At 55.0% G+C, this 24008-nt stretch carries 22 protein-coding genes; 14 read left to right on the top strand and 8 right to left on the bottom strand.

Going from position 1 to position 24008, the window contains the following annotated elements; translation table 11 throughout:
* The first annotated feature begins 254 nt into the window (after positions 1-254).
* Both H8F22_RS29815 and H8F22_RS29810 read left to right on the top strand, forming a co-directional pair.
* Complete coding sequence (locus H8F22_RS29815; RefSeq protein WP_153045938.1) at positions 255-680, top strand: hypothetical protein; 426 nt, start codon at positions 255-257, stop codon at positions 678-680.
* Positions 681-1029: 349 nt separating this feature from the next.
* Positions 1030-1563 (top strand): RNA chaperone Hfq, encoded by a 534-nt coding sequence (locus tag H8F22_RS29810; RefSeq protein WP_194941029.1) that lies wholly within the window; start codon positions 1030-1032, stop codon positions 1561-1563.
* Positions 1564-1571: 8 nt separating this feature from the next.
* On the opposite strand, the gene H8F22_RS29805 is transcribed toward H8F22_RS29810, so the two are convergent.
* Together H8F22_RS29805 and H8F22_RS29800 are read right to left on the bottom strand one after the other, a co-directional pair.
* Complete coding sequence (locus H8F22_RS29805; protein WP_078465735.1) at positions 1572-3722, bottom strand: hypothetical protein; 2151 nt, start codon at positions 3720-3722, stop codon at positions 1572-1574.
* A gap of 74 nt (positions 3723-3796) precedes the next feature.
* Entirely contained in the window at positions 3797-4645 is an 849-nt protein-coding gene (locus H8F22_RS29800; RefSeq protein ID WP_078465736.1) for a hypothetical protein, read from the bottom strand.
* Between the two features lie 602 nt (positions 4646-5247).
* On the opposite strand from H8F22_RS29800, the gene H8F22_RS29795 reads away from it, so the two are divergent.
* Positions 5248-7848: an autotransporter family protein gene (locus H8F22_RS29795; RefSeq protein ID WP_078465737.1), complete on the top strand. Its 2601-nt coding sequence runs from the start codon at positions 5248-5250 to the stop codon at positions 7846-7848.
* A gap of 521 nt (positions 7849-8369) precedes the next feature.
* Here H8F22_RS29795 and H8F22_RS29790 read toward each other — a convergent pair.
* Positions 8370-8531, bottom strand: coding sequence for a hypothetical protein (locus H8F22_RS29790; protein WP_161952140.1), 162 nt, complete (start codon positions 8529-8531; stop codon positions 8370-8372).
* 281 nt (positions 8532-8812) lie between these two features.
* On the opposite strand from H8F22_RS29790, the gene H8F22_RS29785 reads away from it, so the two are divergent.
* From H8F22_RS29785 to H8F22_RS29770, 4 genes are all read left to right on the top strand, one after another.
* On the top strand, positions 8813-9388 hold the full coding sequence (locus tag H8F22_RS29785) for a hypothetical protein (protein WP_078465739.1): 576 nt from the start codon (positions 8813-8815) through the stop codon (positions 9386-9388).
* Positions 9389-9472: 84 nt separating this feature from the next.
* Positions 9473-9709 carry a hypothetical protein gene (locus tag H8F22_RS29780; protein ID WP_078465740.1) on the top strand — a complete coding sequence of 79 codons (237 nt, stop codon included), beginning with the start codon at positions 9473-9475 and terminating at the stop codon, positions 9707-9709.
* A gap of 746 nt (positions 9710-10455) precedes the next feature.
* On the top strand, positions 10456-10653 hold the full coding sequence (locus H8F22_RS29775; RefSeq protein WP_078465742.1) for a hypothetical protein: 198 nt from the start codon (positions 10456-10458) through the stop codon (positions 10651-10653).
* Positions 10654-10692: 39 nt separating this feature from the next.
* The gene (locus H8F22_RS29770; protein ID WP_078465743.1) at positions 10693-11223 is read left to right on the top strand and encodes a hypothetical protein; all 531 of its coding nucleotides are present in this window, start codon (positions 10693-10695) and stop codon (positions 11221-11223) included.
* A gap of 78 nt (positions 11224-11301) precedes the next feature.
* Here the strand turns inward: H8F22_RS29770 and H8F22_RS32990 are convergent, their stop codons facing one another.
* Positions 11302-12222: an energy transducer TonB gene (locus H8F22_RS32990; protein ID WP_078465744.1), complete on the bottom strand. Its 921-nt coding sequence runs from the start codon at positions 12220-12222 to the stop codon at positions 11302-11304.
* 170 nt (positions 12223-12392) lie between these two features.
* On the opposite strand from H8F22_RS32990, the gene H8F22_RS29760 reads away from it, so the two are divergent.
* Together H8F22_RS29760 and H8F22_RS29755 are read left to right on the top strand one after the other, a co-directional pair.
* Positions 12393-13094: an ERCC4 domain-containing protein gene (locus H8F22_RS29760; RefSeq protein ID WP_078465745.1), complete on the top strand. Its 702-nt coding sequence runs from the start codon at positions 12393-12395 to the stop codon at positions 13092-13094.
* Positions 13095-13098: 4 nt separating this feature from the next.
* Positions 13099-13566, top strand: a complete 468-nt coding sequence (locus tag H8F22_RS29755; RefSeq protein WP_078465746.1) for a hypothetical protein — start codon at positions 13099-13101, stop codon at positions 13564-13566.
* Between the two features lie 50 nt (positions 13567-13616).
* Here the strand turns inward: H8F22_RS29755 and H8F22_RS29750 are convergent, their stop codons facing one another.
* The 3 genes from H8F22_RS29750 to H8F22_RS29740 all read right to left on the bottom strand — a co-directional run bounded on the left by H8F22_RS29750 (position 13617) and on the right by H8F22_RS29740 (position 15968).
* Complete coding sequence (locus H8F22_RS29750; RefSeq protein ID WP_169904209.1) at positions 13617-14357, bottom strand: TonB C-terminal domain-containing protein; 741 nt, start codon at positions 14355-14357, stop codon at positions 13617-13619.
* Positions 14358-14916: 559 nt separating this feature from the next.
* Complete coding sequence (locus H8F22_RS29745; protein ID WP_186353504.1) at positions 14917-15720, bottom strand: M48 family metallopeptidase; 804 nt, start codon at positions 15718-15720, stop codon at positions 14917-14919.
* 11 nt (positions 15721-15731) lie between these two features.
* On the bottom strand, positions 15732-15968 hold the full coding sequence (locus H8F22_RS29740; protein ID WP_078465749.1) for a hypothetical protein: 237 nt from the start codon (positions 15966-15968) through the stop codon (positions 15732-15734).
* A 494-nt stretch (positions 15969-16462) separates the two neighbouring features.
* On the opposite strand from H8F22_RS29740, the gene H8F22_RS29735 reads away from it, so the two are divergent.
* Positions 16463-16957, top strand: coding sequence for a hypothetical protein (locus H8F22_RS29735; protein ID WP_169904208.1), 495 nt, complete (start codon positions 16463-16465; stop codon positions 16955-16957).
* A 30-nt stretch (positions 16958-16987) separates the two neighbouring features.
* Here the strand turns inward: H8F22_RS29735 and H8F22_RS29730 are convergent, their stop codons facing one another.
* Entirely contained in the window at positions 16988-17470 is a 483-nt protein-coding gene (locus H8F22_RS29730) for a hypothetical protein (RefSeq protein ID WP_169904207.1), read from the bottom strand.
* A 308-nt stretch (positions 17471-17778) separates the two neighbouring features.
* On the opposite strand from H8F22_RS29730, the gene H8F22_RS29725 reads away from it, so the two are divergent.
* The 4 genes from H8F22_RS29725 (at position 17779) to H8F22_RS29710 (ending at position 23932) form a co-directional block, all read left to right on the top strand.
* Positions 17779-18345, top strand: a complete 567-nt coding sequence (locus H8F22_RS29725) for a hypothetical protein (protein ID WP_169904206.1) — start codon at positions 17779-17781, stop codon at positions 18343-18345.
* A gap of 101 nt (positions 18346-18446) precedes the next feature.
* Positions 18447-20156, top strand: a complete 1710-nt coding sequence (locus H8F22_RS29720; protein ID WP_169904205.1) for a protein-disulfide reductase DsbD domain-containing protein — start codon at positions 18447-18449, stop codon at positions 20154-20156.
* A gap of 246 nt (positions 20157-20402) precedes the next feature.
* Positions 20403-20963, top strand: a complete 561-nt coding sequence (locus H8F22_RS29715; RefSeq protein ID WP_003124096.1) for a recombinase family protein — start codon at positions 20403-20405, stop codon at positions 20961-20963.
* Between the two features lie 2 nt (positions 20964-20965).
* Positions 20966-23932, top strand: coding sequence for a Tn3 family transposase (locus tag H8F22_RS29710; protein WP_001138070.1), 2967 nt, complete (start codon positions 20966-20968; stop codon positions 23930-23932).
* Positions 23933-24008 lie beyond the last annotated feature (76 nt).

Genomic DNA, 24008 nt, shown 5'->3' with positions numbered 1-24008 from the left:
TATTGATTGAGCCACAGTCCAGCAATGGCTATTTATGACGGTTCGCTTGAGGCCGGCGGTAACGAGTTCCCGCACGGAGAGACAAGCGCTTCAGGCGATGCTGAAGGTCTTAGAGGAGAATAACCGGGCAAATTTAGCCAGCAACCCGAAACACCCCAACCAAATTCGAGATTGAGGTTTGGGTTGCGGACAGCTGGGTTAGCTTGAGAATCTCGGGGAGCCGTAGGCCACAATCCGACAGCACGCGAGGTCCGATGATCATTGCATTCCAGCCATACCTAGAGCGCCGGCGTAATCAGAAATCAACGACACCATTGAGTTCGATTGATTCACAGAGTGCTGAGCCAAAATCCGATGTTGCACTAGTCGACTCGGATCAGTTCAGGACGCCATTTGATGATGCTCCAGAGTCGTATAGAGACGGGTTCAAGTCTCTTTGGGTACGGGTGCACAAAACCATTGGACCTAGGGATTGCTCACCGAACGAAACTGAACGGCGTTTAGGTATGGTTTCAAACCAAGCCCTTTACATGATGGAGGACTGGCCTGAGGGGCTGAAGTCCTTCATATGGAAAAAATACGGCGAAGGCTGCGTCCCATACTGCGACCTGATTGAACTGATCTTGATTATTGATAGCCTTGCTGCGTCGGTTACGCCAAGGCCACGCGATCCATTCTGAGGTGCCGTAGCAAAGCCCGTGCGACGCGGGTTGCAGCCAATTGATCTACACTGTGTGTACGACATTTCCTACGAATAATAGGTATATTGTTTGTAGGAGCCGAACCTTCAGCCTTGACCAATACCTAAGCCACAGCACGGCTGGTAATCACCTCACTGAAGAATTTTTAGTTTTGACGGAATACCACCAAAAACTGTGGATGTGTGGCCATTTGCCGTGCCCAATTCGCGGCGCGCACTGTTATGCCATCACTTTCGGTCGTATTATGTGTGCATTGACGTTCACAGGTGTCCATATGCAGGTGTCCATATGAACGATGGCCAGAAAAATTAGCGACCAGGACGGCCGCATGACGAACGAGCATTCCGATCGAGCTATACCCCAACACGATCGGTCGACAAATGAGCAGGATCGTTTTTTAGATTATTGTCAGCGCAACGAAATTCTAATCAAGGTCTACCTCGACTCAGGTCGAGCGTTGCAGGGGAAGATCGTGGATCACGACCGGAAGTGCATTCTCCTAGGCGCAACGCGCGTAGAGAAAATCCCTAAGATGATCCCGAAGTCCTACATTGCTCTCGTTCGCGCAGAAGAAATATTGCCACTTTTCCTTGAGTACAAAGGGAGAGGGAATCACATCACCCGTAAAAAAGCGCGCAAGAAAAAGAAAGCCGAGATGCTTGCAAGCGCACAGGTGGGCACTGCACCAATTCGCAAACCAAGACCTGCCCTTTGCGGGAAAGCCAGTCCAACACCAACAGTCCCGAAAAAGGCACCGGGCGCAGTGGAGGTGACGGTGAAGAAGACTATGAGGTCGAAGATGGCCGCCCCAAAAGATAAACCGTCGACGCCATCTGAAGTAAAGGGCGACGACGGTAATTGATGCTTCGATCAGTTACTAGATGAGCACTCCAGGTGTGGCCCGGTGTAGGCGATCACTACCTTGCCATCGATGATATCAAAGTGAATTCGCATACCCTCAAGACCAGCGCCATTGCCAGCCTTGAGGTGACGTTCGAAGAAATGGATCTCGCCCTGATATTCAAATTCGCGCTGCGCCCGCAGACGGCGATGCGAGCTAACAGTTTCAGATTCGTTTGCTGAGTACGAGTTGCCGAGAATGGCCCGTGCCGTCGAGTCGGGATTGCCGGCCATAAGCGAATCGTAATACGGAAATACCATCGTGGTGATAACGTCCAGCATGCGCCCGGTCTGCTGGAAAGACGCCGCCTCTTTGGCAGACTTCCAAGCAGAATCCAGCACCACAACGCGCCCTTCAGAAACAGATTCGATGAACATGAGTACGTCCGTGGGCGTAATCGAGTCACGCATAGCTACGCGACGCATCATGTCCATGTTCAAAGCCAACGGTTCAGGCCGGTGAACGGGCAGACCCAGGTTTTCCTTGAAAAGCCGCAGGTTGTAGAGCTCAACACGCATCTCGTTGCTGTCGATGTCCTTCTGCTCAAGCAGGCCCTTAAGAGTCTCAATTTGGGTTTGAAGGTCTTCAACCTCTGGTGAGGTCGCTGTAGGAGCTGCAGGCTGCTTGTGGAGCTTCTCGACGACCGCCAAGGAAGCGGCGTGCTTGTTTGGACCAGGCGAACCTTTACGCAGCAAACGATCCCACTCCTCATAGAACCGCTGCCAGGTGCGTACCAGTGGTGAAAGACTTTCGACCTCGGTTTTGAACCAATTACGGTTGGCCATGATCTCTTCGCTGCCGGCCTGAGCCAGGCTGGCGATCTTGATCATCGCGCTCGCGGTAAGGTTCGCGCCCAACGTTGAGATCTGTGACTCCAACTCGCGGGCCTTGGCTAACTGCTTATCTGCGCGTTTTGTGAAAGCTTCGACATCCATATGCGCATGGTTGAACTGGATAAGCCCCCGAAGCAATTGGACGGCTTCACAGGTGTGACCTTTAGGCTGCTCAATTGCCCGGCCGATGAGGTCCCTCGGGAGAGCCTTGTGATCAAAGGGCACCTCCATCGATCCTGCATGCTTTTGCAATGACTCAGTGAGCGCGTTCCATCGAGGGAGTGCAAAGTCATCACAGAATTGCTTGTATACAATAGTCAGCACGTTTTCGCCGGGACTTAAGGCTAAAGCTGCTGCTTCGGCGGCATTGAGCAAGGCTGGGAGTGGTTGCTTTCGACCTGCGCTCGAACTGTAGTGGAACGTCACAACCTCTTGGACGAGGCTTGCAAACCCGTTCTCAGACATTTGCTCAGCAAGCGGCACAGCAGGGTCCATTGGACCCCGCTTGGCGATCAACCGTTCTTCCTTGGCCGCTTGCTCAGGGAACACTTTAAGAATCGACTCACAGGTTCCTAGGATCACCCCAGAAAACGGCGATGGCAGTGCATTGAGCAAGACAGACAAAGCCATATCAATGCGAAAGCGATCGGTCTGATTAAGCTTCTGAGAGCTATCTGCAAGCCGATCCTTCAGTGCTCCCAGGTATAAAAGCGGCAGTGCAAGCTCACGGTAAAATACGCCTGCCTGGAAAAGGCTGCGCATGATCGGGAAGCATCTTTCAATATGGCTGACAAGATCAGTAGCAGCGGAGGTTTGTGCCATGGTGCGCAGTTGATCGCGGGCCTTATTACCAAGCAGCTGACCGAGGTTGAACTCAAGCTTGGAGCCTAAGTCAATGCGATCGAACTCATCCCCCATAACCTCGGCCACAATGTGCCGGTGCTCGGCAACGCCCAGAAAACTAAGCATTATCGTTGCCGGGGGCACACTCCGCCCTTTGGGCAGGTTGAAAGTGGCTAGGCCCCGAACGTTATTGAGCTTCGGGCTACGTAACCGCATCAAAACATCGGTAACGTCAGCGATGGCCTTTGGAGAGCCATACCAAGTGGTCCAGGCTGCCTGATTTACCATTGGTTGCCGGAATGCTGGTGGCACTATGTAGCTGAGACGGAGCCTTCCGTCACTCTCTTGGGAGTCTCCGCTACCGTTAATCTGATCAGAAATCGAGATATCGGTAACACAAAGCTCGGTATCAGCAGTTGAAACAGTTTCTACGGCAGCGTCCATGATTGGTCCTTGGTTAGGAAGGGGAGAAGCCCAACCTAACGCCAGACTTCTGGATTCCCAGGCGTATGGGCCATTTAGAACTGAGCGTACGAAGAGCCGTAAGCTTGCTTATTCGTCGGCCGGTCGTAGTAAGGGGAGGAGGTGACCGAGTCGCTGTCGGAATCAGCATCCGACATTACAAGTTCGTCATCACCGTCCTCGTCGATGCACATGTCTTCCATAAAGGAGATATCGTCGGATTCGGCGGCGGAATCGACAGACTCAGGGAAGATGAAGGGCAGTTGCCAGTGTTTGGCAAATCCTGTGAGGAACCGAGTGGTGACGTTGAGGGTCTGGGCAGCTGCCTGGATCGGCGCTTTGTCCGCAGCGAGCTTCTCAGCTCGGCAATAGAACTCGTTCTTCACATCCAGCGAAGGGCCGCCAACGAATGTGATTTGCTCATTGTATGCGTAGGTTTTGAGGAAGCGATGGCTGACCTTAAGGATGTCAGCTGCTTCTGCAACGGTGAACAGTTCAGAAAGTTCGACACAACGGGCGAGGAACGCATTTTGACCATTGACCCAGGCGCGGCGGCTTTTGAGCTCCAGACCGGGATTGATGGCTAGGTCACCGGGCTTAACAAATGGGGTAGGGGCTTGGACCTGGCGGGTCTCATAGTGGATCAGATAGTGATCCCAGAGCTTTTTGACTTTACGCTTCTCTGCAGGGGTGCGGCTTTCACGATCGGCAAACGTCACCCCGCGCTGTATTGAGTGCGTCCTCAGAAATCCGGTACTGACACGAAGAAGTCGGGCCGTCTCCTTTATAGAGAAGGTTTCAGATAGCTTGACGACTTTCTCGTGGAAATCGTTCAAGGCTGCCGTTTCGGCTGCCTTAGCCTTATCAGCCAATTTCGGATTCAGGTCCAGAATCTGATTGTGCACTGCTCACCCCCTACATTTATTTGTGAGGGGGCTGTCCATTGACTGGACTCGGCCTTATAGCAGACAAGACAGGGACGGAGGCCGCGCCCAAAAAATGGGTACGACCTTCCCTAGCGAGTAGCGGGGAAATATTTCCCAGCCGTCGGTGCCGTCAACTACAGGCAGAGAGACCAGGTCTCCCCCTCTACACGTGTGTCTGACGGCGGGATAATTCCCAGCACGCCAAACTTTATGAGCCAATTTATTGGCTTCGGGGAGTGATAGTACATTGACACCTTCGTCTGTGAAACCCTTCACAGAGCATTCAGTCCCAATCTGAGGAAATTAATTTTTTATCCTCAAAAAAAACGTATATAAAACAGTGGTTTGAAAATTCCCTGAGAGTTCAGTTTGTCTGACGAACGGTAGTGTGCTAACTAAGCACCCGTTTTGGAGACGTATCAGGGTTGCTACAAAGGCGTTCTGCGGATGAGGATTTTGTCCACCCATTTTGACTGGTCGAAATGATTTTGGTCGTTATGCTCTTTTCCGCAGCCAGCATCCGAAGCAAATTTTAGCCCTTACGGACGCCGGACCCCCCACACATTGCAAGGATTCAACAAGTGAGCCAACACACACTGAGCAAGACCTTCCTGGCCCTGGCCATCACCGCTGCAAGCGCCAGCGCACTGGCTGTTCCTGCCGACCTGAACAAGGATGTTAGTGGAGCCAGCGAGGTGGCTTACTCTCGAGTCAGTTACAACAATGTAACCCTATCCGGCAACGCAAACCGCGAAGCGGATCAAGATGGTACCGGCTTTAAAGGTGCAACCATTACCGGCGACCTGACCAATAACGCGAATGTAACCGCTCACGGTCAATTCGTTGATGCGCTGGACTTGGATTCCTCGGACGACGGCGATGCAGTACCTACCACCGTCAGTGGCAACCTCACCAACAACGGGAACTTCGAACTCTCCGGCATGGCCCCAGTAGGTATCGTTACTGACGGCGCTACGATCGGCGGCAATTTTGTCAACAATGGCAACATGTCCCTGGTCGGCGCTGACAACACCATCGACAGCGACACCCCTCGCGCTATCGAACTGGGTAATACCCAGATCGGTGGCGATGTGATCAATACTGGCAAGCTCTCGGTTAGTGGCACGGGTTCTAAAGGCATTTACGCCTTCACATCCACCGGTACAAGTAATCTGGGCACCATCGGTAAAGACGTCATCAACAAAGGCAATATCGCCGTGTCTGGTAATGATTCGGCCGGCATCAGCCTGGAAAAAATCAACTTCGGCCATGACGTCATCAACGAAGGCACTATCGCAGGCAGCGGCAGCAACACCTCCGGCATCGTCATCAAAAGCCTGAACTTTAACGCCCTTAACAACATCGGCACCATCCAGGTCTCTGGTGACAACGCGGTGGGCATCCGCGTCGTCGACTCACTGGCCCCGGAAGTGAAGACTGCCACCAACGGCATCATCAACACCGGCAACATCATTTCGACTGGTACCGGGATCAGCGTGGAAAGCGTCAACTACGACCCTTCCGAGGGCGGAGATGACAATGCGAATAATCTGTTTGTAATTCACCAGAACGGCGGATCGATCGTCGGCGGCGAGAAATCCATCAACGGTAACTTCCAAACCCGCCTCGAGTGGACTGCCGGCACTATCACCGGCAACATGGAAGGCCTGAACCTCGTCCAGGTCGACGGCAATGGCACCTTCAATGGCCAAGAGATCGAAGCATTCTTGGTCGATGTGAACTCGGGCACCCTTTACCTGGCTTCTACCAGTACCAGCTTTACTGGTGATATGAACGTAGCCTCGGCGGGGACGCTGCAACTTCGAGTCAGCGATCAAACCAACCCGGCAACTCCAATCCTGAATGTGGCCGGTAACGCTACCTTCGCCAGTGGCAGCAAAATCGGTGTTACCGCTAACCCGGGTGACTTCACCGGCAACAGCCAAGGCACCACCTACACTCTGGTGAAAGCCGGTACGCTGACCGACAACGGTCTGTCCGTGGTGAGCAGCTCCGCACTACTGAACATCACCGGCTTCAACGTTAGCGGCGACCAAGTGACCGCAACCGTTACCGGCAAGTCTGGTTCGACTGTTGCCGACCTGATCGCCAAGATGGGCGCTTCAGGTAATGCATCCCGCGCTATCCGCCCCTTCACTGACAGCGTCCTGAGCAAGTTGGATGCAAACGACAAGGTCTTCAAAGCCTTCGCCAATGCTGATGAACAGCAGCTGGCTCGCTTGGCTGAGCAATTGTCCCCGAACGTGAACGGTGGCTCGACTCAAGCTGCACTGGGCGGCCAATCTCTGGTTTCCAACGCTTTGAACGGCCGCAATGCTGAAGTTCGCGGCATGTCCTCCGGTGACGTGCTGAAAGATACCGGCGTATGGGTCAAAGGACTGTACTCGGATGCAGACCAAGGCTCGCGTGATGGTGTTGCAGGCTACAACGCTTACAGCAGCGGTATCGTCATCGGTGCTGACGGCAAGCTGACCCCGGACCTGACCTTGGGTCTTGCCTACAGCTACATCAACTCGAAAGTGAACGGCTTGTACAACAAGACCGACGTCGATGCATACGCTTTGACTGCCTACGGCAGCTGGAACCAAGGCCCTGCTTTCGTAGACGGTAGCGTGACCATCGGTAAGAACGAAAACACCAGCAAGCGTGACATCGCAGACACCGTTGCAAAAGGCGACTACGACAGTGACCTGTTCGGTATCAACGTACTGGGCGGTTACGGCTTCAACTTCGACAACGGCTTCCTCGTCGAACCACGTGCTGCTCTGCGCTACAGCAACCTGAAGATCGATGGTTACACCGAGAAAAACTCCAGTGCTGCTCTCAGCGTCGGTGGCCAGCGTATCGAAGTAGGTGAAATCGGCGGCGGCGTTCGTGTCGCCAAGGACTTCAGCTTCATGAACGGTACGCTGAAGCCTTCGGCGACGGCCATGGCTTACCACGACTTCATCGGAGACAAGGCGAACACCACCAGCACTTACACACTGGGCGGCTCTCCATTCGTGTCCTCGGGCGCGTCTAGCGCTCGCAACAGCCTCGAGCTGGGCCTGGGCGCTGACTACTCGATCGGTGCGGTTACGGTAGGCGCGAGCTACTCCTACCTCAAGAAAACCGACTTCAATGCCGATACCTTCACGGTCAAGGCCCGATACGATTTCTAGAATAAATTCAGGATGTTAGAAGAAGCGGCCAGCATTGCTGGCCGTTATTCTTTTGGATGCACTTGCCGATAGCCTCCTTGAGGGACGCTATCGAGAGATGCATTAGAGAGAGGCTGAAAATGCTTAAGACTATGATCACCAGCATCGCCCTAGCCAGTGCTGCTTTGCTGGGAGGCTGTGCATCACCGGTAAACCTTGCCCAGTTTTCGACAGGCTCCTTGAGAGGAGCCGTGCTACAGACACCTACATTTCCTATTCAGGGAATGGTTCCCGCACCGGGGACTTACAAGCACCTACGTGTGTACATAGAGGGGGACGGCCACGCCTGGGCAACATCCTCCCAACCGAGCACTGATCCAACCCCACACTCTTCACTCATGCTTCAGTTTGCAGCTGAGGATTTAACATCCGCGGCGTACTTGGCCAGGCCATGTCAGTTTGTAAGGTCCAGCGCCTGCACCCTTGATGTCTGGACTGGATCACGCTTCGGTAAGCCGGCCATCGACTCTATGGATTCAGCCCTAACTGCCTTGAAACGTCGCTTCAATGTAGAGACTTTTGAACTGGTTGGGCACTCGGGCGGTGGTGAGGTCGCGCTCGTGCTGGCCGGTATGCGCGATGATGTTGACCAGGTGCAGACCATTGCCGGCAACGTAGACCCGGTATTTTGGACAAAGCTCCACAAGCTGAGCCCACTCAAAGCCCCCATCACCCCTTTGGCGTACAAAGCACGGCTTGCTCAGATTCCCCAAAGACACATTGTTGGTTCCAACGACCCAGTGGTTCCCCCTTCAGTCGCGCAGGCCTACAGCGCTCAGCTTGACGGCTCTTGCGTGGAAATCGTTGTCGTAGACGCAACACACAATGATGGATACGGGACCCTGTGGAATCGCTTTTCTACCACCCCGTTGCTTTGTAAGTCGCGGTAAATAGCCGGCTTCGGCCGGAAGCAAGGAATGCTGTTATGCCTGGATTGTCCAAGGGACATCAGAAGCTGAGCTTGGCCGGCAAAAAAGAAGCGCTGCAACTGCTTCTGGCCACATCTCAGGGTTCATGTGCGGTACCAACGCTTGCTTTTGGCTCTCATGACCCAAGGGTCGTGGCGCTTTTCGATTGCGACTCCTGTTCAAGTGGCGCGATCCTCACCGAGGTAAAGCGCCCGGGCAAGCGAAAGCGTTGGCAGGTCGTCTGCAGTGAGTGCACAAAAAACAGTGGGGAAGCCTCAAAAAACCCTTGGACAGCCTCGCTGCTGTGGAACGGCGTAAATCTCTCTAGTTGCCATTATTGCGAACTGCCGCTGTTCGGCCTGGCAGGCATGTCGCCGAAAGAAGCTCATGACCACATAAAATCCATCCGCGGCATCCTGGTTCTAAGGATCTCACTTTGTGATACAGAGCTTCAGCTGTTCAGAATCGGAGAAAGCACGAGCAAGCCCGGCACTGGGTATGTAGAGCGGCTTGATGCCTACCTCAAGTGGGCGATGCTCGCGCACAGATTAATCAAAGCTTGCAAGGGTCGAACGAGCAACACGATTTCGTAGCATGTGTTTGGTTTGCTAGTGACAGATCTGGGACCTAGCATTGGGTCTGAATGGGCACACCCCCCAAAACATAGGAACTCACCCATGCTAGTCGCGTCCAAGAGCGGTTTGATTTCAGTCGTTGATCTGATTGAAGACACCAAGAAAACATGGGTCGTCATGGATGAAAAGGTCAAAAAAACCATAAGCAAAACCGACGCGAGCACACGGGGATTTAATCTGATGTCTGATGCGTTGAAGTGGGTCGGGGCCGATCCTGAGCTGATTCAAACCTTCCTAGCCAGTGAAGCCGAATCTGCTGAAGAGGCAACAAAGCATTGATACCGCGCATAGGTAGGCACGATTGGTTAAAAGTTGGCTCACCGGTGTTCTGGGGGGCGTCAGCCTTCACCTTGGCCGGGATTGCCGCTGTCGCCGTTTTGCCAGCTGCGACCTGGTCATCTGCGGGGCTTGCATCCTTTGGCCTCCTATCTGCTATTTCAGGTGTTATTTTCCTGATGAGGCGAACTGAGCCGCTTCGCCCTGCCATGAGGCAGACTCTCGGGGTATTCCTAATCGTTTACGGCGCCTGTGCAATTGGTGGTGGGCTCGCCGGTCACGAGGCCCCTACAACGCCGCTCAGGAGCTTGCAGCCACCAGCACAAACACATGAATCGCTATGGAAGCTTGCAAACAACGAAGGGGAAGGGCGGAACCTGATAGCAGCGGCCGTTGCGGCGCGACAGAAGAGTCTGATCCTTTGGACCGCGCCTGGCTGTACTGCATGTTCTTCAGTTTTGGATTTGACAGTTTTGAATCCGAGCGTAAACCCCAAACTTGCTGGCTATAGGCTTATTCGTATCGAAACCCCCGACGCGGCTACCCACAGCATTCGTGAGCAGTTTGGAGTGAATGAAACACCATCCCTCACTCTCATGTTAGGTGATGAGACTGTGCCGGCGTATGGGCGGATCGGAAGAGAGATTGATGCGCCGTCAGTGATGGATCTGTTGGATACCCAGGTTCAGGCGGAAGACGCCGCTCGCTAAGAATTAGGCCGTATAAAGTCTCCAGTATGGGAGTTAGCAATGACACGCATCGCAAGGATGAACATGATCATCAGTGGCCTGGGACATCTGGCCATGATGGCTTGCCTCATCTATTTCAGCGCTACGCTGACCAATTTCTTGATAGCCATTGTTGTGGTGAGCAGTGTTGAAGCTGTCCTTATTCATCTGTACAGAAAATACCGCTTGAGATCGAGAAAACCTGTTTTAAAAGGCTAATGGGCGGCTTTGGAACTGACGACTTAAAGAGGAATCACTTTGAAGGAAATACAGGGCAAGCAAATTGGGAAGCTCATTTCACCTCCGTTGATTTTTATTGGTTGGTGCTGCCTTTCATTCCTGTGGCGCGGCTATGTACCTAAAGAAATTTTCTGGCCAGTAACCGTTTGTACAGCTAGTTGTATGGCTATTTGCACTTGGCTGATTTTGTTCACTCGGAAAGCTGTACGAAATCGGGTGTATCTGAACGTAAAACCTAACGTGATCGAAATCGAAGGTGCCGAGCACTTCAGTGGCAAATTCTCGTCAGACTTACGATTTATCATCAGTTCCGATGCTTTTCAGAAAACGCTCGTGGATGTTGTCCTGCGCGAGTCGTACACCCGAGGCCGTTTTATGTTTCCGCGCGAAGCTGCTTACGTCCGAATCTGGCCAGGGGTTACCGGGATTACGGATCTGGAGGTTGAGGCTATCAACAAGGCCTTAGCTGAAGAGTTCGTTGAGTTTGAAGTCGAAATTGTTAAGGACGCTGATGCTCAACATGCTTATGCAACGGCGGTGCAGGCATAGCTGCCAAGCAGTCGAAAGTAGACTGATGTACATATGCGAAAAAGCCGACATCTAGTCGGCTTTTTTGAAGCAGCTGGTTTAGCCCGAGAGGTCTTCAGGGCTGAAGCGAACTCTGCGTTCTTGGTAAAGGCGCTTGTACGTACCGTCGGTGACCTGGGTCATTTCAGGCAGCTGCTTGACAGCCAGGATGGCAGAAGTCGCAGAGGAGTCGAATGCCTTGTCACCACTCGATTTGACCACCTTTGCCGACTCAATATGACCCTTACGCCCCATCTTGATCACGATCTCGACGGCCATACCGTTCCGGGCGCTTTCAGGCCGCTTCCAGTTTGAGATGATCTTCGATACGAGAATCCCGTCCACACTCTCCAGCACCTTGGGCTCTTCGACTACAACGGGTGCTTTGATCTGATCAAGTACAGGGTGGGGCTTTAACCCCATTGTTGGGGTTTGGAAAGCCGCAAGGATTGTGTCCCCAGCATTTCCGATACTCGCCTGAGGAGCTCCACTTTCACGCACCGGGGACTCTTCGATCCGAGAGTCAGTAGCTTTGAAGACTTTTACGCCGGCAGGAGTCGGGGCAGCCGGCCCTAGAGGGATTTCGGGCTTTGCGATACCCACCGGGATATCGTGCTGCGATTCCCGTACAGCAACCTTAGGAGTCGGGTGGGGTTCGGTTACGGCTGTCGCCGCATCTGGCTGGTCATTGCTCGTATCGGCTTGACTTGATGCAACAGACTGGACCTCATCTTGGGGTGCCTGCTCTTGTGGCGTGGAAATCTCACTTGGGCGCCCCAGGAGCGGCAGCATGGCAATCTGGTTATCTTTTAGCTGCGAAACAAGCGAGTTCAGTTTCCCGATCTCCCGCTGGCTCTCTTCATGCTGGGTCTTCATCTCGGTGCGTGCAGAGTTGACCATGATCAGCGCTGTGGCAGACATGGTTGCTAGGACCAATGAAATTGTCGACGCTAGGAGCGCCAGATGCTTTTCAGTCACCACTCATCCCTCTTGTTGGTGCGGATAGGGTAACGGCTTATAAGGGAATTCAAAGCCAAAACAGGGTGCCCGAATCCAGTAGGGATGATGGTTTTTCAGTATGCAGTTCGAAGTGGCAGAAACGGGCACAGTCGTTATATTGAAGACACTCCTAAACCGGACCAGGAACCGAAATGGTCAAGATATTTGTCGACTCCCGGGAAATTCCATCGCGCATCCCCGAAGCCCTTCGTGAGCTGGGTGCTGAAATCGCAACCGGGAATCTCGAAACTGGCGATTACGTTTTGGAAGCGAACCTAGTGGTCGAGCGCAAGACGGCTGCGGATTTCTGCGCCAGCATCATAGATAGCCGGTTTATCAACCAGGCCAACAAGATGGGGCTGAACTTCAAGAAAGTCATTTGGTTGATAGAAGGCGACATTTTTGCCGTCAGATCGCAGATCCACCCTGACGCACTAGATGGTGCGTTGAGCTACCTTGCAGTGGTTTTGGGTCAAACTGTCATCTGGTACAAAAGCCCGAAGCGGGCTGCGGGGATAATTTATAGAATGGCGAAACACGCCCAGACAGGGCTGGGGTATGAACCTCCCATGCGCAAAGGGAAAGTACCGGCGGGTATTGGCCAGGCACTATTCGATCTAGAGGGGAAGTGCGGTTGTGGTCCTGTAGCCGCCCGAAAACTGCTCAATCATTTCCGCTCTGTTTTCAGGGTCAACAACGCCTCGATAGATGAGCTGTGCGCGGTAAAAGGTATAGGGCCAAAAAAGGCTCAAGCAATTTTCGAAGGGATTCACTACGAACTGCCCGAAGGGGTGTCTGCTGACGATCAGCCAACCCTGCTGGCTGACCAGCCTGCACCTAAGTCACTGGTTTAATCATATGAAAATTTCAAACTTGGTTAAGACCCTTCGCAAGTTTGATGCAGATAGCTGCATTTTTGTGACCCTTGGAGAGGACGGTGAGCCGTACTGTGTATCGATCGAAAGCATCAGACTGGTCGCGGATGCCAGTTCAAAAGCCGGGATCTCAGTGCTCATTCGCGCTTTTGAGATACAGCACGGGAAATGTGCGAGCTCGCTTGATGACCCAGAATGGTTTCTCCGGGATTCGAAAGAAGAATACGATCTGACAAGTGCAGTTATCGAGGCGCTGACGGGATATAGCGCTGATGCAGAGGTATTTGTTGAGCTAGGCCCAGACCATAAACCTTATCAAGTGAAAATTGAGGCTGTCTCGGGCTTTGATGACTCAGCGCTTGAGGATGAGTGTAGTGAGTCTGAAGACTGTACTTCTGTTGGAATACGAGCATACGAGATACCCGCGAACTTCGTTCCCACAGCTGCATAAGGAAGGCCCGCTAATTTAGGGGCCTTCTTGTCTTTCCCTACCTCAATTGCTTACGCGCCGGCTTCGAACTTCACTGTGCGCTGGCGAAGATATTTCACGTATATCGCACGATTCACCGTGGCCATTTCAGGAATTTTGGCCAAATCAGCAGCAGCCTTTATCACTGAGTCGTCCACGTCCTTCGAACCGCTGGAAGTCGGCACCAGTGCGTTGGTAATGGTGCCGTCTGGAGCGAATTGGACTAGAACCTCTACTGACACGGGAGAAGTGGCTGACTCAGGACGCATCCATCGACTCTGAAGGCGAGCGACAAGCATCTTGTCGAAATTCTCAACGCCCTTCTTCTCTGCTTCTTCTACCTGCTTCTGAGCGTCAGCCTTCGCAGCCTCAATTTTGGCCACAGCGGCCTCTTGCTCAGCATCGAGCGCGGCTTTTGCTGTGCGGTAGGACTGTGACTGTTCGATCGACTGCTGCAGGCTGGCAATGCTCTTTTCGGAGGCAAGCTGTTTTTGCTGGATGGCTGCTTGGCTGATCTTAACCTCGGCCGCGTCACTGCTGGCCTGCACTGACTTAGCCTCGATGTTGAGGATCCGCTCACGTTGACTTTGCCAGGCATCATCCACCGCATTCGCAGCACTCATAGCCTTGAAGGAAGCATAGAACGCGATGACTACCAGGACCATCAGAACGACGATGGTGATAAGTGCGCCGGCGACGAGTGTCGTCCGCTTAACGTTAACGGTTGAGGCGTCGCCCTCAACCTGGCTAAGATTTTTAATTAGGGCTCGCATAGCGCTCCATCACTTCAGGGATTCACGCCTTCAGGCGGCTAGGCGGGCTGCCTAGCGCTGGATATTCTCCCCGTGATCCAGTGATGACTCCATTCAAAAGGGGGTCACCAAATTCACGTCTCGGGTCGTGGGGATGTATAAGCGGAGAGGGAGGTCAGCGGGATAACTTGAACAGCCGTGGTGCTTTTATCCAAACTCCAGCGCTGATACCCATAGCAACCCCTATCGTAGTAGGGATTGAGGCATCTGATGCCAGAGCGCATAGGGCAGCCAGAATTCCGTAAGTCGCAGCTATGGCTACCCTCGCGAAGGAATTCTGTTTGCGGACATGGGCTTTCATTCGAAGGAACCTTAATAGGAATGGGTGGGGCTAAGAGTAGGCGAGCTTGTAGTGCGGATTTGACGATCGCGAATTCGCTGGCAGCCTGGCTGCTTTCAGCAACTGAATGAGTTGGTATGGATGAATAGCTTAACGAACGGTGATGAAATGACTACTCAAACCCAGGCTTCGGAATTGCATGAACTCGATGAAGCCTGACCGGCCGCAAATGTGGCAAGGCTATTTCAGGCTAGCTTGGTAGAGAGGCATCACTTTAGGAATTGCAGCTTCGAGCAGCTTCATCCGATCGCCATCGCTCGGGTGAGTGCTCAGGAAATTCGGGGTGGACGAACCCTTGCTAACGGCTGCCATCTTCTTCCAAAGGGTGATTGCTGCGCGAGGGTCAAAACCAGCACGAGCTGCCAACTCCAAACCGATTAAGTCGGCTTCTTCCTCGTCGCGTCGACTAAATGGCAAACCTACCCCGGTGCTCAGCGCCTTAGTGATAGCGCTCTTACCTAACGAACCAGCACCCAGGACATTCGCTCCAACTCCTCCTGCAAGTTCAAAGACAGCATTCTGCGATGCCTGCTCCCGTCCATGCTCACGTATTGCATGCCCAATTTCATGCGCTAGGGCAATCGAAAGCTCGTCATCAGTGAGATTGAGCCTTTTGATCAGGCCGCTATAGACAATGATCTTTCCGCCTGGCCCGCAGTTCGCGTTCACAACGTCGGCATCGATGACGTTAACGAACCATCCCCACTTTTCAGCATCCGGGCGGAAGACGTGTGTTTGCATAACCAGCCGTACAGCAATCTGCTGGACATGTTTGCCAAGTGGAGAGTTCGTGATCAGGACTCCCGACGCCTCGGCCTTTTTCACCCCGGCCCGGTAAGACAGGGCATATGACGTGTCGACATCATTCTGAGAAAGGCCGGCAAACATGTATTGAGTTCGATCCACGCCTACTACGCCTGGATTGGTTGTCTGAATGCCGCTGCAACCCGCCAGAAGGGCAAGCGAGCCAGCTAGGCCGAGCATCAATATCCTTTTCACTTCACACTCCCGCGGTCACGCTTATCGGCCTTGGCAATCATTTCTGGGGTGGCACGCTCGTTGTTGACTTCATTCACTTCGCAACCAGCAGCCCGGAACAAAGCATCAGCTGCTTCCTCGAGTGCCTTCCGACTTCGGGGTCTGGCTCTGCTCATCTCTTCGTTCAGCAAAGGTACCAAAGCATCAAGTTGGGATTGGCTGAGGACGAAACCTCGAAAAATAGGGCTGAACATCACTTACCTCCCGGGCCGTGCAGATAAAAGGGGCTTGGCCATGAGGACAAGAATAACGGCCGCAACCTGAATGGCTACATTTTGGGGCACTTGATACCCCTTTTTTGGGGATGATGCGAGCCGAAATGGCCTCATACTTGATCGACGCCCAACTTAATCCAGCGGTATAGCTGATGCTCCAGATGTTCTTATCCCTGCTCCTTATACCCACGGCAGCAATCACCGTATGGCACCTCGCCCTGAGCCGCATAAGCCGTTTCACATGGCGCGCGTACCAGATAACTGGTGCGATCGGGGCCCCTGTCCATGAGCTATCTCATTTGTTGGCCTGTATCGCGTTCCGCCTGCAGGTCCAACGGGTAGCGCTTTACACGCCTGGCAGAACAGATGGGTGCCTTGGATGCGTAGTATTCACAGCCAACCCCAGATCTATTTTCAATAACGCGGGAATGGCAGTACAGGGTGTTGCACCCTTGATCGGAGGTGCGACGATCGTGCACTACGTCCTGAAGGGCCAAGGTCTTGTGAGCGTGCCGTCTGAGATATCTGGCGATCCAGGCTGGATCGTTGATGAGGCAGTTAGGACGTTGAATGCCACTGTCGTGATGGCTGCGTCTGGCGGCGTGGGTTTCACTGTACTGCTGGGAATACTGGTGATCGCCATGCACTCCATTCCAAGCTGGGCAGATGTACGAGTTGGGCTGAAGGGTTCGCTGATGCTGGGAGTTACTGCAATATTCGCCGGCGCGGCTAGTGAGATAGCGGCCTCATATGTGAGCTTCGGGAGCAGCTTCCAATCATTAGGGCTGCTCATAACGTACTGGATTAGGGTCACACTTGAGATGGGGCTGACCGGAGCCGTCAGGCTTGTCACGCTTGCCATGATTGGGGGCCTGGGACTTGTAGTAGTGCCGGGGATTCTCTTTGAGGGCGGAGCTGGAGTATTTAACTCGCTCAAACGCCGACACATCGCGAGCATTGATGAATAATCGCAGCGCTGAACCGACGCCCGCGCCTTCTTACTTCTTCACCTCGGGCATTAGATCGGCCACCTCGGGGCGGTAAAGTCCTTTCTGTTGTTCGTAGAAATACCGGAGCTGCTCAGGTGGCATAGGCGCATCCCCTCCGATCAGGAAGGCTCTGAGCTCGTAGCTGTCACCAACCGGCCAATCCAAAGTGATGATATTCAGGGCAGGGGCCTTGCTCAACATCGACCAGGTAGGCAGCGAACGGACGTAGTGAATGATCATCACCTCAAGGGGAATTCGATCCCGCAGATCCGGCGAGGGAGCGTTATCCATTGCCCAGAGCCCGAAGACAAGTCGGAGCTTGGGGTCCGGTTGCTTCGTGAGGGAGGTTAGCTGGGTAGCATCTGCACTGAACACAGCGTTTCGCTCATCCGCATCCTTGAGTAGCTTAATCGGGACTCCAGTTGCGCGCCGCACACCGGCGATAGGGCTGTAGCTCAAAATTGAAACGGTTGAATAATCGGGAAGGGCCATCTCACTCTCCATGGCGGGGCTGATCATTCAGTGCAGGGTAACAGCGCGAACTGAATAGTCGATACCAGCTCTACGGCCCAATGGATGGAATGGTAAGGGTTAGGTCAACCCTAGCGCTATTTTGTACCGTCATTTTGGGTTGAGGCGGCAGGGTATTGTTGAAATGATGGTTATAGCAGGTCGCCAACAGCCCGGAACAAAGACCGCTGCCCTTCAACCCATCACCACCGAGGGCGGAGCTCTTCGTCACTACGACCGGCGGTCAACTCAACGGCCGGCCTTTCATTCCCCCGCCCAGGAAAGCAATCATGTTCCGTAAACTCTTTGAATCGCTAAGCCTTAAGTCCCGCAAACCTATAGTGCATATCGATTCTGCTCTCCTCAAGGGCGCCTCAGTCGATAGCTCAGACCCAGGGATCCAACCAATTGACGTAAACCTGCAACAAGGCCCAAGCCAGAGCTGGATAGATCACGCATACCCATTGAAGCAAGTTGTAATCGAGATCCATGGCAGCGCTCAGACTACTCTGGGGCACTTAATTGCTGAGCTTGACCAGGTATTCCTGAAACTCATCAAAGGCGAAACGGTAGGCGAACGTAGTGACGGGGTCGTAACCCATAAGTATGCGTACCAAGAACAAGTAGCAGGCCCATCGTTCTTCGTCGAGCCTGTAGCATTTCACCCAGAAGCACCAACCGCCGGGCAGGCACTGTTCGTTCGCCTGCAGGGTACCCGGCATAGCAACTTCCCTGACATCAACAACCTGATCGCTTCTGTAATGAACGAGATCAACTCGAAAAAAACATCAGGATCCGCTCATGACGATGACTTCGGCTACTCATTTGCCCTCGTGTGCGCCCCTAACCTGAACTGATCAGTTGTCCCAGTGGAGGTGGAAAAGCCCCACCCGTTTTGGGCGGCTTGCCCGAACCAAGTGATCTAACATGGCTGCTCTTCCTGAAGGTGCGGCCCTCAATGTTCCGAAGCTTTATCTCTGCCATCATCGGGCTTACCTGTCTCGCGGTGCTGGTACCTGCTCATGGGTTTGAATTCACATCAAACCAAGACTTCCTACCAGTCCATGAAGCGTTCAAGGTGTCAGCAACTGGTACTCCAGATTCCGTACAAATTCGCATCCTGGCAGCGCCTGGGTACTATTTGTACAAGTCCAAATTGAGTTTTCAAGCTCAGGGCATTGGTGTTCGGTCAGGCGCAGCAGTGCTGCCCGCGGGTGAGCACAAAGCAGATCCCTATTTTGGAAACGTGGTGGTTTATCACGACACATTGGTGGTACGCCTACCAGTTCAGAACCATGGTGCTGATGGCTTTGACGTGAGGGTTGGCTTCCAAGGGTGCGCCGAAAAAGGTCTTTGCTATCCCCCTGATCAACAGATCATCCGTATAGAAGGGGATGCAGGGATTACAGCCGCCAGTGACTGGAGCGCAATGTCAGTGGTTTCCGCATTCATAGCGGGCCTGAATCTGTTCCTCACACCAGGTGTTTTGCCTGTAATTCCACTACTCGCATTTGTGCTTCTACTCGGTAAACCGTCAGTCCGAAGAGGCATCACTATAGGCCTAGCTTTCACGGTACCCATGGCGACAGGTCTTGTGGTCCTCAGCTCGGCTATAGCGCTAACCGAAGCCGGCATCGAGATACAGCCCATCGCTCAGTCCGCATGGATACTCGTACCGTCAGTATTAGTTCTGTTGGGGCTGGCTGTTATGGAAACTGCAATTGGCAAAACCCGGCGAGATGTCCATGGAAATCACGCCAGCAGAGTCTTTGTTTTTTTTGCCAGCGCCCCATGCGCAGTAATGCTGGGCTTAGTATCCCTTATCTACACAACACCATTCACCTCATCATCGATGGCAGCGGTGATGCTGTACCTCAAGGCAGGGGGTGAGCCCATTGGAGGGATAGCGCAACTTGCCGGGATCGCATTGGGTATGAGCTGTCCGCTGGTGATGTTTGCCGCGACATTGGGAGGACTGCTTTCCTCAGTTGGGAAGTGGAATGAGGCGATACTGGTATTCGTTCGCGCGCTTCTGGCCATTGTCGGAATTTGGGTGCTTGGACGTGTGCTGCCAGGGCCGGTAACTCTGGGCCTTTATGGGGTAGTGGCGGTTTATTTGGCCGTGTCACTTGGAGTTTTCGGATCACTGGGGTCAGCGCCATCGCTGTTAAATAGGTTCGCCGCGATTGCGGTCTTGTTATATGGGATCGCCGCATGGATCGGGATGCTCAAAGGCGAAACGTCACCCTTACAGCCCCTTGGTCCAGGCATCTCCTCTGAGGCCCCCCGTGAACAGCCATGGGTAGTGGTCAACACACCACAGCAGTTGGCCATAGCCCTTGCTGAAGCTAAGACTGCGGGAAGCCCGGCTGTTGTGGAGTGGGTAGCGAATTGGGCCCCAGGGAGCGACCAGGTTGCCGACACAGCGCGGCACGTTACATTGATAAGAGACAGTCTCGGGGCTTTCAAAACTATTCGAGTCGACCTCAGTCAGGGTGGCCATTCGGTTCGCAGCTTATTGGAGCTAAACGGACTTTTGGGCCCTGCAGCTGTTCAGGTGTATCGCTCTGGTGGGGTTGAGGTTCAATCATCCAGGCTTGTCGGTGTAACCACGGCCAAGGAGATCGCTATGTCGCTGCAGGCTATCGATAATTATGCAGATAAGTGAGGATGCGTAATGAATACACTTCAATCTGGGGGGCATAGAGAAAACGGAAAAAATCGTACGATAAGCCCTGCTGACAGCCTGCAAGCCCTTAGGTTGTGTAGTCGGTGTCCGAATGGGGTATACCCTAACTTGGCGTCAGACCATCCGGCGCTAAATCGTCAGAATAGAGTTGCCTTCCGAATTGATTGACATACGCCGTCAAGGGTCATAGATTTCTTCCTGACACATTTCCCTCAGGAGGATACCTTGCACGGTCAGCGCATCGGTTACGTCCGCGTCAGCAGCTTCGACCAGAACCCAGAACGGCAGCTCGAACAGATCCAGGTGGATAAAGTGTTCACCGACAAGGCGTCGGGCAAGGACACACGGCGGCCCGAACTGGAACGGCTGCTCGCCTTCGTGCGCGAAGGCGACACGGTCGTGGTGCACAGCATGGATCGTCTGGCGCGCAACCTCGACGACCTGCGCCGCCTGGTGCAGGGCCTCACCCAGCGCGGCGTACGCATCGAGTTCCTTAAGGAGCATTTGACCTTCACCGGCGAGGACTCGCCGATGGCGAACCTGATGCTGTCGGTAATGGGCGCGTTCGCCGAGTTCGAACGCGCCTTGATCCGCGAGCGGCAGCGCGAGGGCATCGCGCTCGCCAAGCAGCGCGGGGCCTACCGTGGCAGGAAGAAATCCCTGTCGTCTGAGCGTATTGCCGAACTGCGCCAACGTGTCGAGGCTGGCGAGCAAAAGACCAAGCTGGCTCGTGAATTCGGAATCAGTCGCGAAACCCTGTATCAATACTTGAGAACGGATCAGTAAATATGCCACGTCGTTCAATCCTGTCCGCCGCCGAGCGCGAAAGCCTGCTGGCGTTGCCGGACACCAAGGATGAGTTGATCCGTCACTACACGTTCAGCGAAACCGACCTCTCCATCATCCGGCAGCGGCGCGGCCCGGCCAACCGGCTGGGCTTCGCCGTGCAGCTCTGTTACCTGCGCTTTCCTGGTGTCATCCTGGGCGTCGATGAGCCGCCGTTTCCGCCCTTGTTGAAACTGGTCGCCGACCAGCTCAAGGTCAGCGTCGAAAGCTGGGACGAATACGGGCAGCGGGAGCAGACCCGGCGCGAGCACCTGGTCGAACTGCAAACGGTGTTCGGCTTCCAGCCCTTTACCATGGGCCACTACCGGCAGGCCGTCCAGTTGCTGACCGAGATGGCCTTGCAGACCGACAAGGGCATCGTGCTGGCCAGCACCTTGATCGAGCACCTGCGGCAGCAGTCGGTCATTCTGCCTGCCCTCAACGCCGTCGAGCGGGCGAGCGCCGAAGCAATCACCCGCGCCAACCGGCGCATCTACGATGCCTTGGCCGAACCGCTGTCGGACGCGCATCGCCGCCGCCTCGACGATCTGCTCAAGCGTCGGGACAACGGCAAAACGACCTGGCTGGCCTGGCTGCGCCAATCGCCCGTCAAACCGAATTCGCGGCACATGCTGGAACACATCGAACGCCTCAAAGCGTGGCAGGCGCTCGACCTGCCTTCTGGCATCGAGCGGTCGGTGCACCAGAACCGCCTGCTCAAGATCGCCCGTGAGGGTGGCCAGATGACGCCCGCCGACCTGGCCAAGTTCGAGGCGCAGCGACGCTATGCCACCCTGGTGGCGCTTGCCATCGAGGGCATGGCCACCGTCACCGACGAAATCATCGACCTGCACGACCGCATCCTGGGCAAGCTGTTCAACGCCGCCAAGAACAAGCATCAGCAGCAATTCCAGGCGTCCGGCAAGGCGATCAACGCCAAGGTGCGGTTGTTCGGCCGCATCGGCCAGGCGCTGATCGAGGCCAAGCAGGCGGGCCGCGATCCGTTCGCCGCCATCGAGGCCGTCATGTCCTGGGATGCCTTCGCCGAGAGCGTCACCGAAGCGCAGAAGCTTGCGCAGCCCGAGGACTTCGATTTCCTGCACCGCATCGGCGAAAGCTACGCCACGCTGCGCCGCTACGCGCCGGAATTCCTTGCCGTGCTCAAGCTGCGGGCCGCTCCCGCCGCGAAGGACGTGCTCGACGCCATCGAGGTGCTGCGCGGCATGAACAGCGACAACGCCCGCAAGGTGCCCGCCGACGCGCCGACCGAGTTCATCAAGCCGCGCTGGCAGAAGCTGGTCATGACCGACACCGGCATCGACCGGCGCTACTACGAACTATGCGCGCTGTCGGAGATGAAGAACGCGTTGCGTTCCGGCGACATCTGGGTGCAGGGGTCGCGCCAGTTCAAGGACTTCGAGGACTACCTGGTGCCGCCCGCGAAATTCGCCAGCCTCAAGCAGGCCAGCGAATTGCCGCTGGCCGTGGCCACCGACTGCAACCGGTACCTGAACGACCGGCTGACGCTGCTGGAAACACAGCTTGCCACCGTCAACCGTATGGCGACGGCCAACGAGCTGCCGGACGCCATCATCACCGAGTCAGGCTTGAAGATCACGCCGCTCGACGCGGCGGTACCCGACACCGCCCAAGCGCTGATCGACCAGACGGCAATGATCCTGCCGCACGTCAAGATCACCGAACTGCTGCTGGAGGTGGACGAATGGACGGGCTTCACTCGGCATTTCGCGCATCTGAAATCGGGCGACCCGGCCAAAGACAAGAACCTGTTGCTGACCACGATCCTCGCCGACGCGATCAACCTGGGCCTGACCAAGATGGCGGAGTCTTGCCCCGGCACGACCTACGCCAAGCTGGCTTGGCTGCAAGCCTGGCACATCCGCGACGAAACCTACGGGGCGGCGCTGGCCGATCTGGTCAACGCACAGTTCCGCCATCCCTTCGCCGAGCACTGGGGCGACGGCACCACCTCATCGTCGGACGGCCAGAACTTCCGCACCGGCAGCAAGGCCGAGAGCACCGGCCACATCAACCCGAAATACGGGAGCAGCCCAGGGCGGACGTTCTACACCCACATTTCTGACCAGTACGCGCCATTTCACACCAAGGTCGTGAACGTCGGCGTGCGCGATTCGACCTACGTGCTCGACGGCCTGCTGTACCACGAGTCCGACTTGCGGATCGAGGAGCATTACACCGACACGGCGGGCTTCACCGATCACGTCTTCGCCCTGATGCACCTCCTGGGCTTCCGCTTCGCGCCGCGCATCCGCGACCTGGGCGACACCAAGCTCTACATCCCGAAGGGCGACGCCGCCTATGACGCGCTGAAACCCATGATCGGCGGCACGCTCAACATCAAGCACGTCCGCGCCCATTGGGACGAAATCCTGCGGCTGGCCACCTCGATCAAGCAGGGCACGGTGACGGCCTCCCTGATGCTCCGAAAGCTCGGCAGCTACCCACGCCAGAACGGCCTGGCCGTGGCGCTCCGCGAGCTGGGCCGCATCGAGCGCACGCTGTTCATCCTGGACTGGCTGCAAAGCGTGGAACTGCGCCGCCGCGTGCATGCCGGCCTGAACAAGGGCGAGGCGCGCAATGCGCTGGCCAGGGCAGTGTTTTTCAACCGCCTGGGTGAAATCCGCGACCGCAGTTTCGAGCAGCAGCGCTACCGGGCTAGCGGCCTCAATCTGGTAACGGCTGCCGTCGTGTTGTGGAACACGGTCTATCTGGAACGGGCTGCGCACGCGCTGCGTGGCAACGGCCATGCCGTTGATGACGCGCTGTTGCAGTACCTGTCGCCGCTCGGTTGGGAGCACATCAACCTCACCGGCGATTACCTCTGGCGCAGCAGCGCCAAGATCGGCGCGGGCAAGTTCAGGCCGCTACGACCGCTGCAACCGGCTTAGCGTGCTTTATTTTCCGTTTTCTGAGGCGACCCCCTTCATCGCGAATTGCACCGCCCAAGACGATCTGCACTGAAAT

This window comes from Pseudomonas mucoides (genome assembly GCF_015461845.1).
GTDB classification, from domain to species: domain Bacteria; phylum Pseudomonadota; class Gammaproteobacteria; order Pseudomonadales; family Pseudomonadaceae; genus Aquipseudomonas; species Aquipseudomonas mucoides.
The sequence above is the reverse complement of the archived record's forward strand: the minus strand, read 5'-3'. Positions and strand labels throughout refer to the sequence as shown.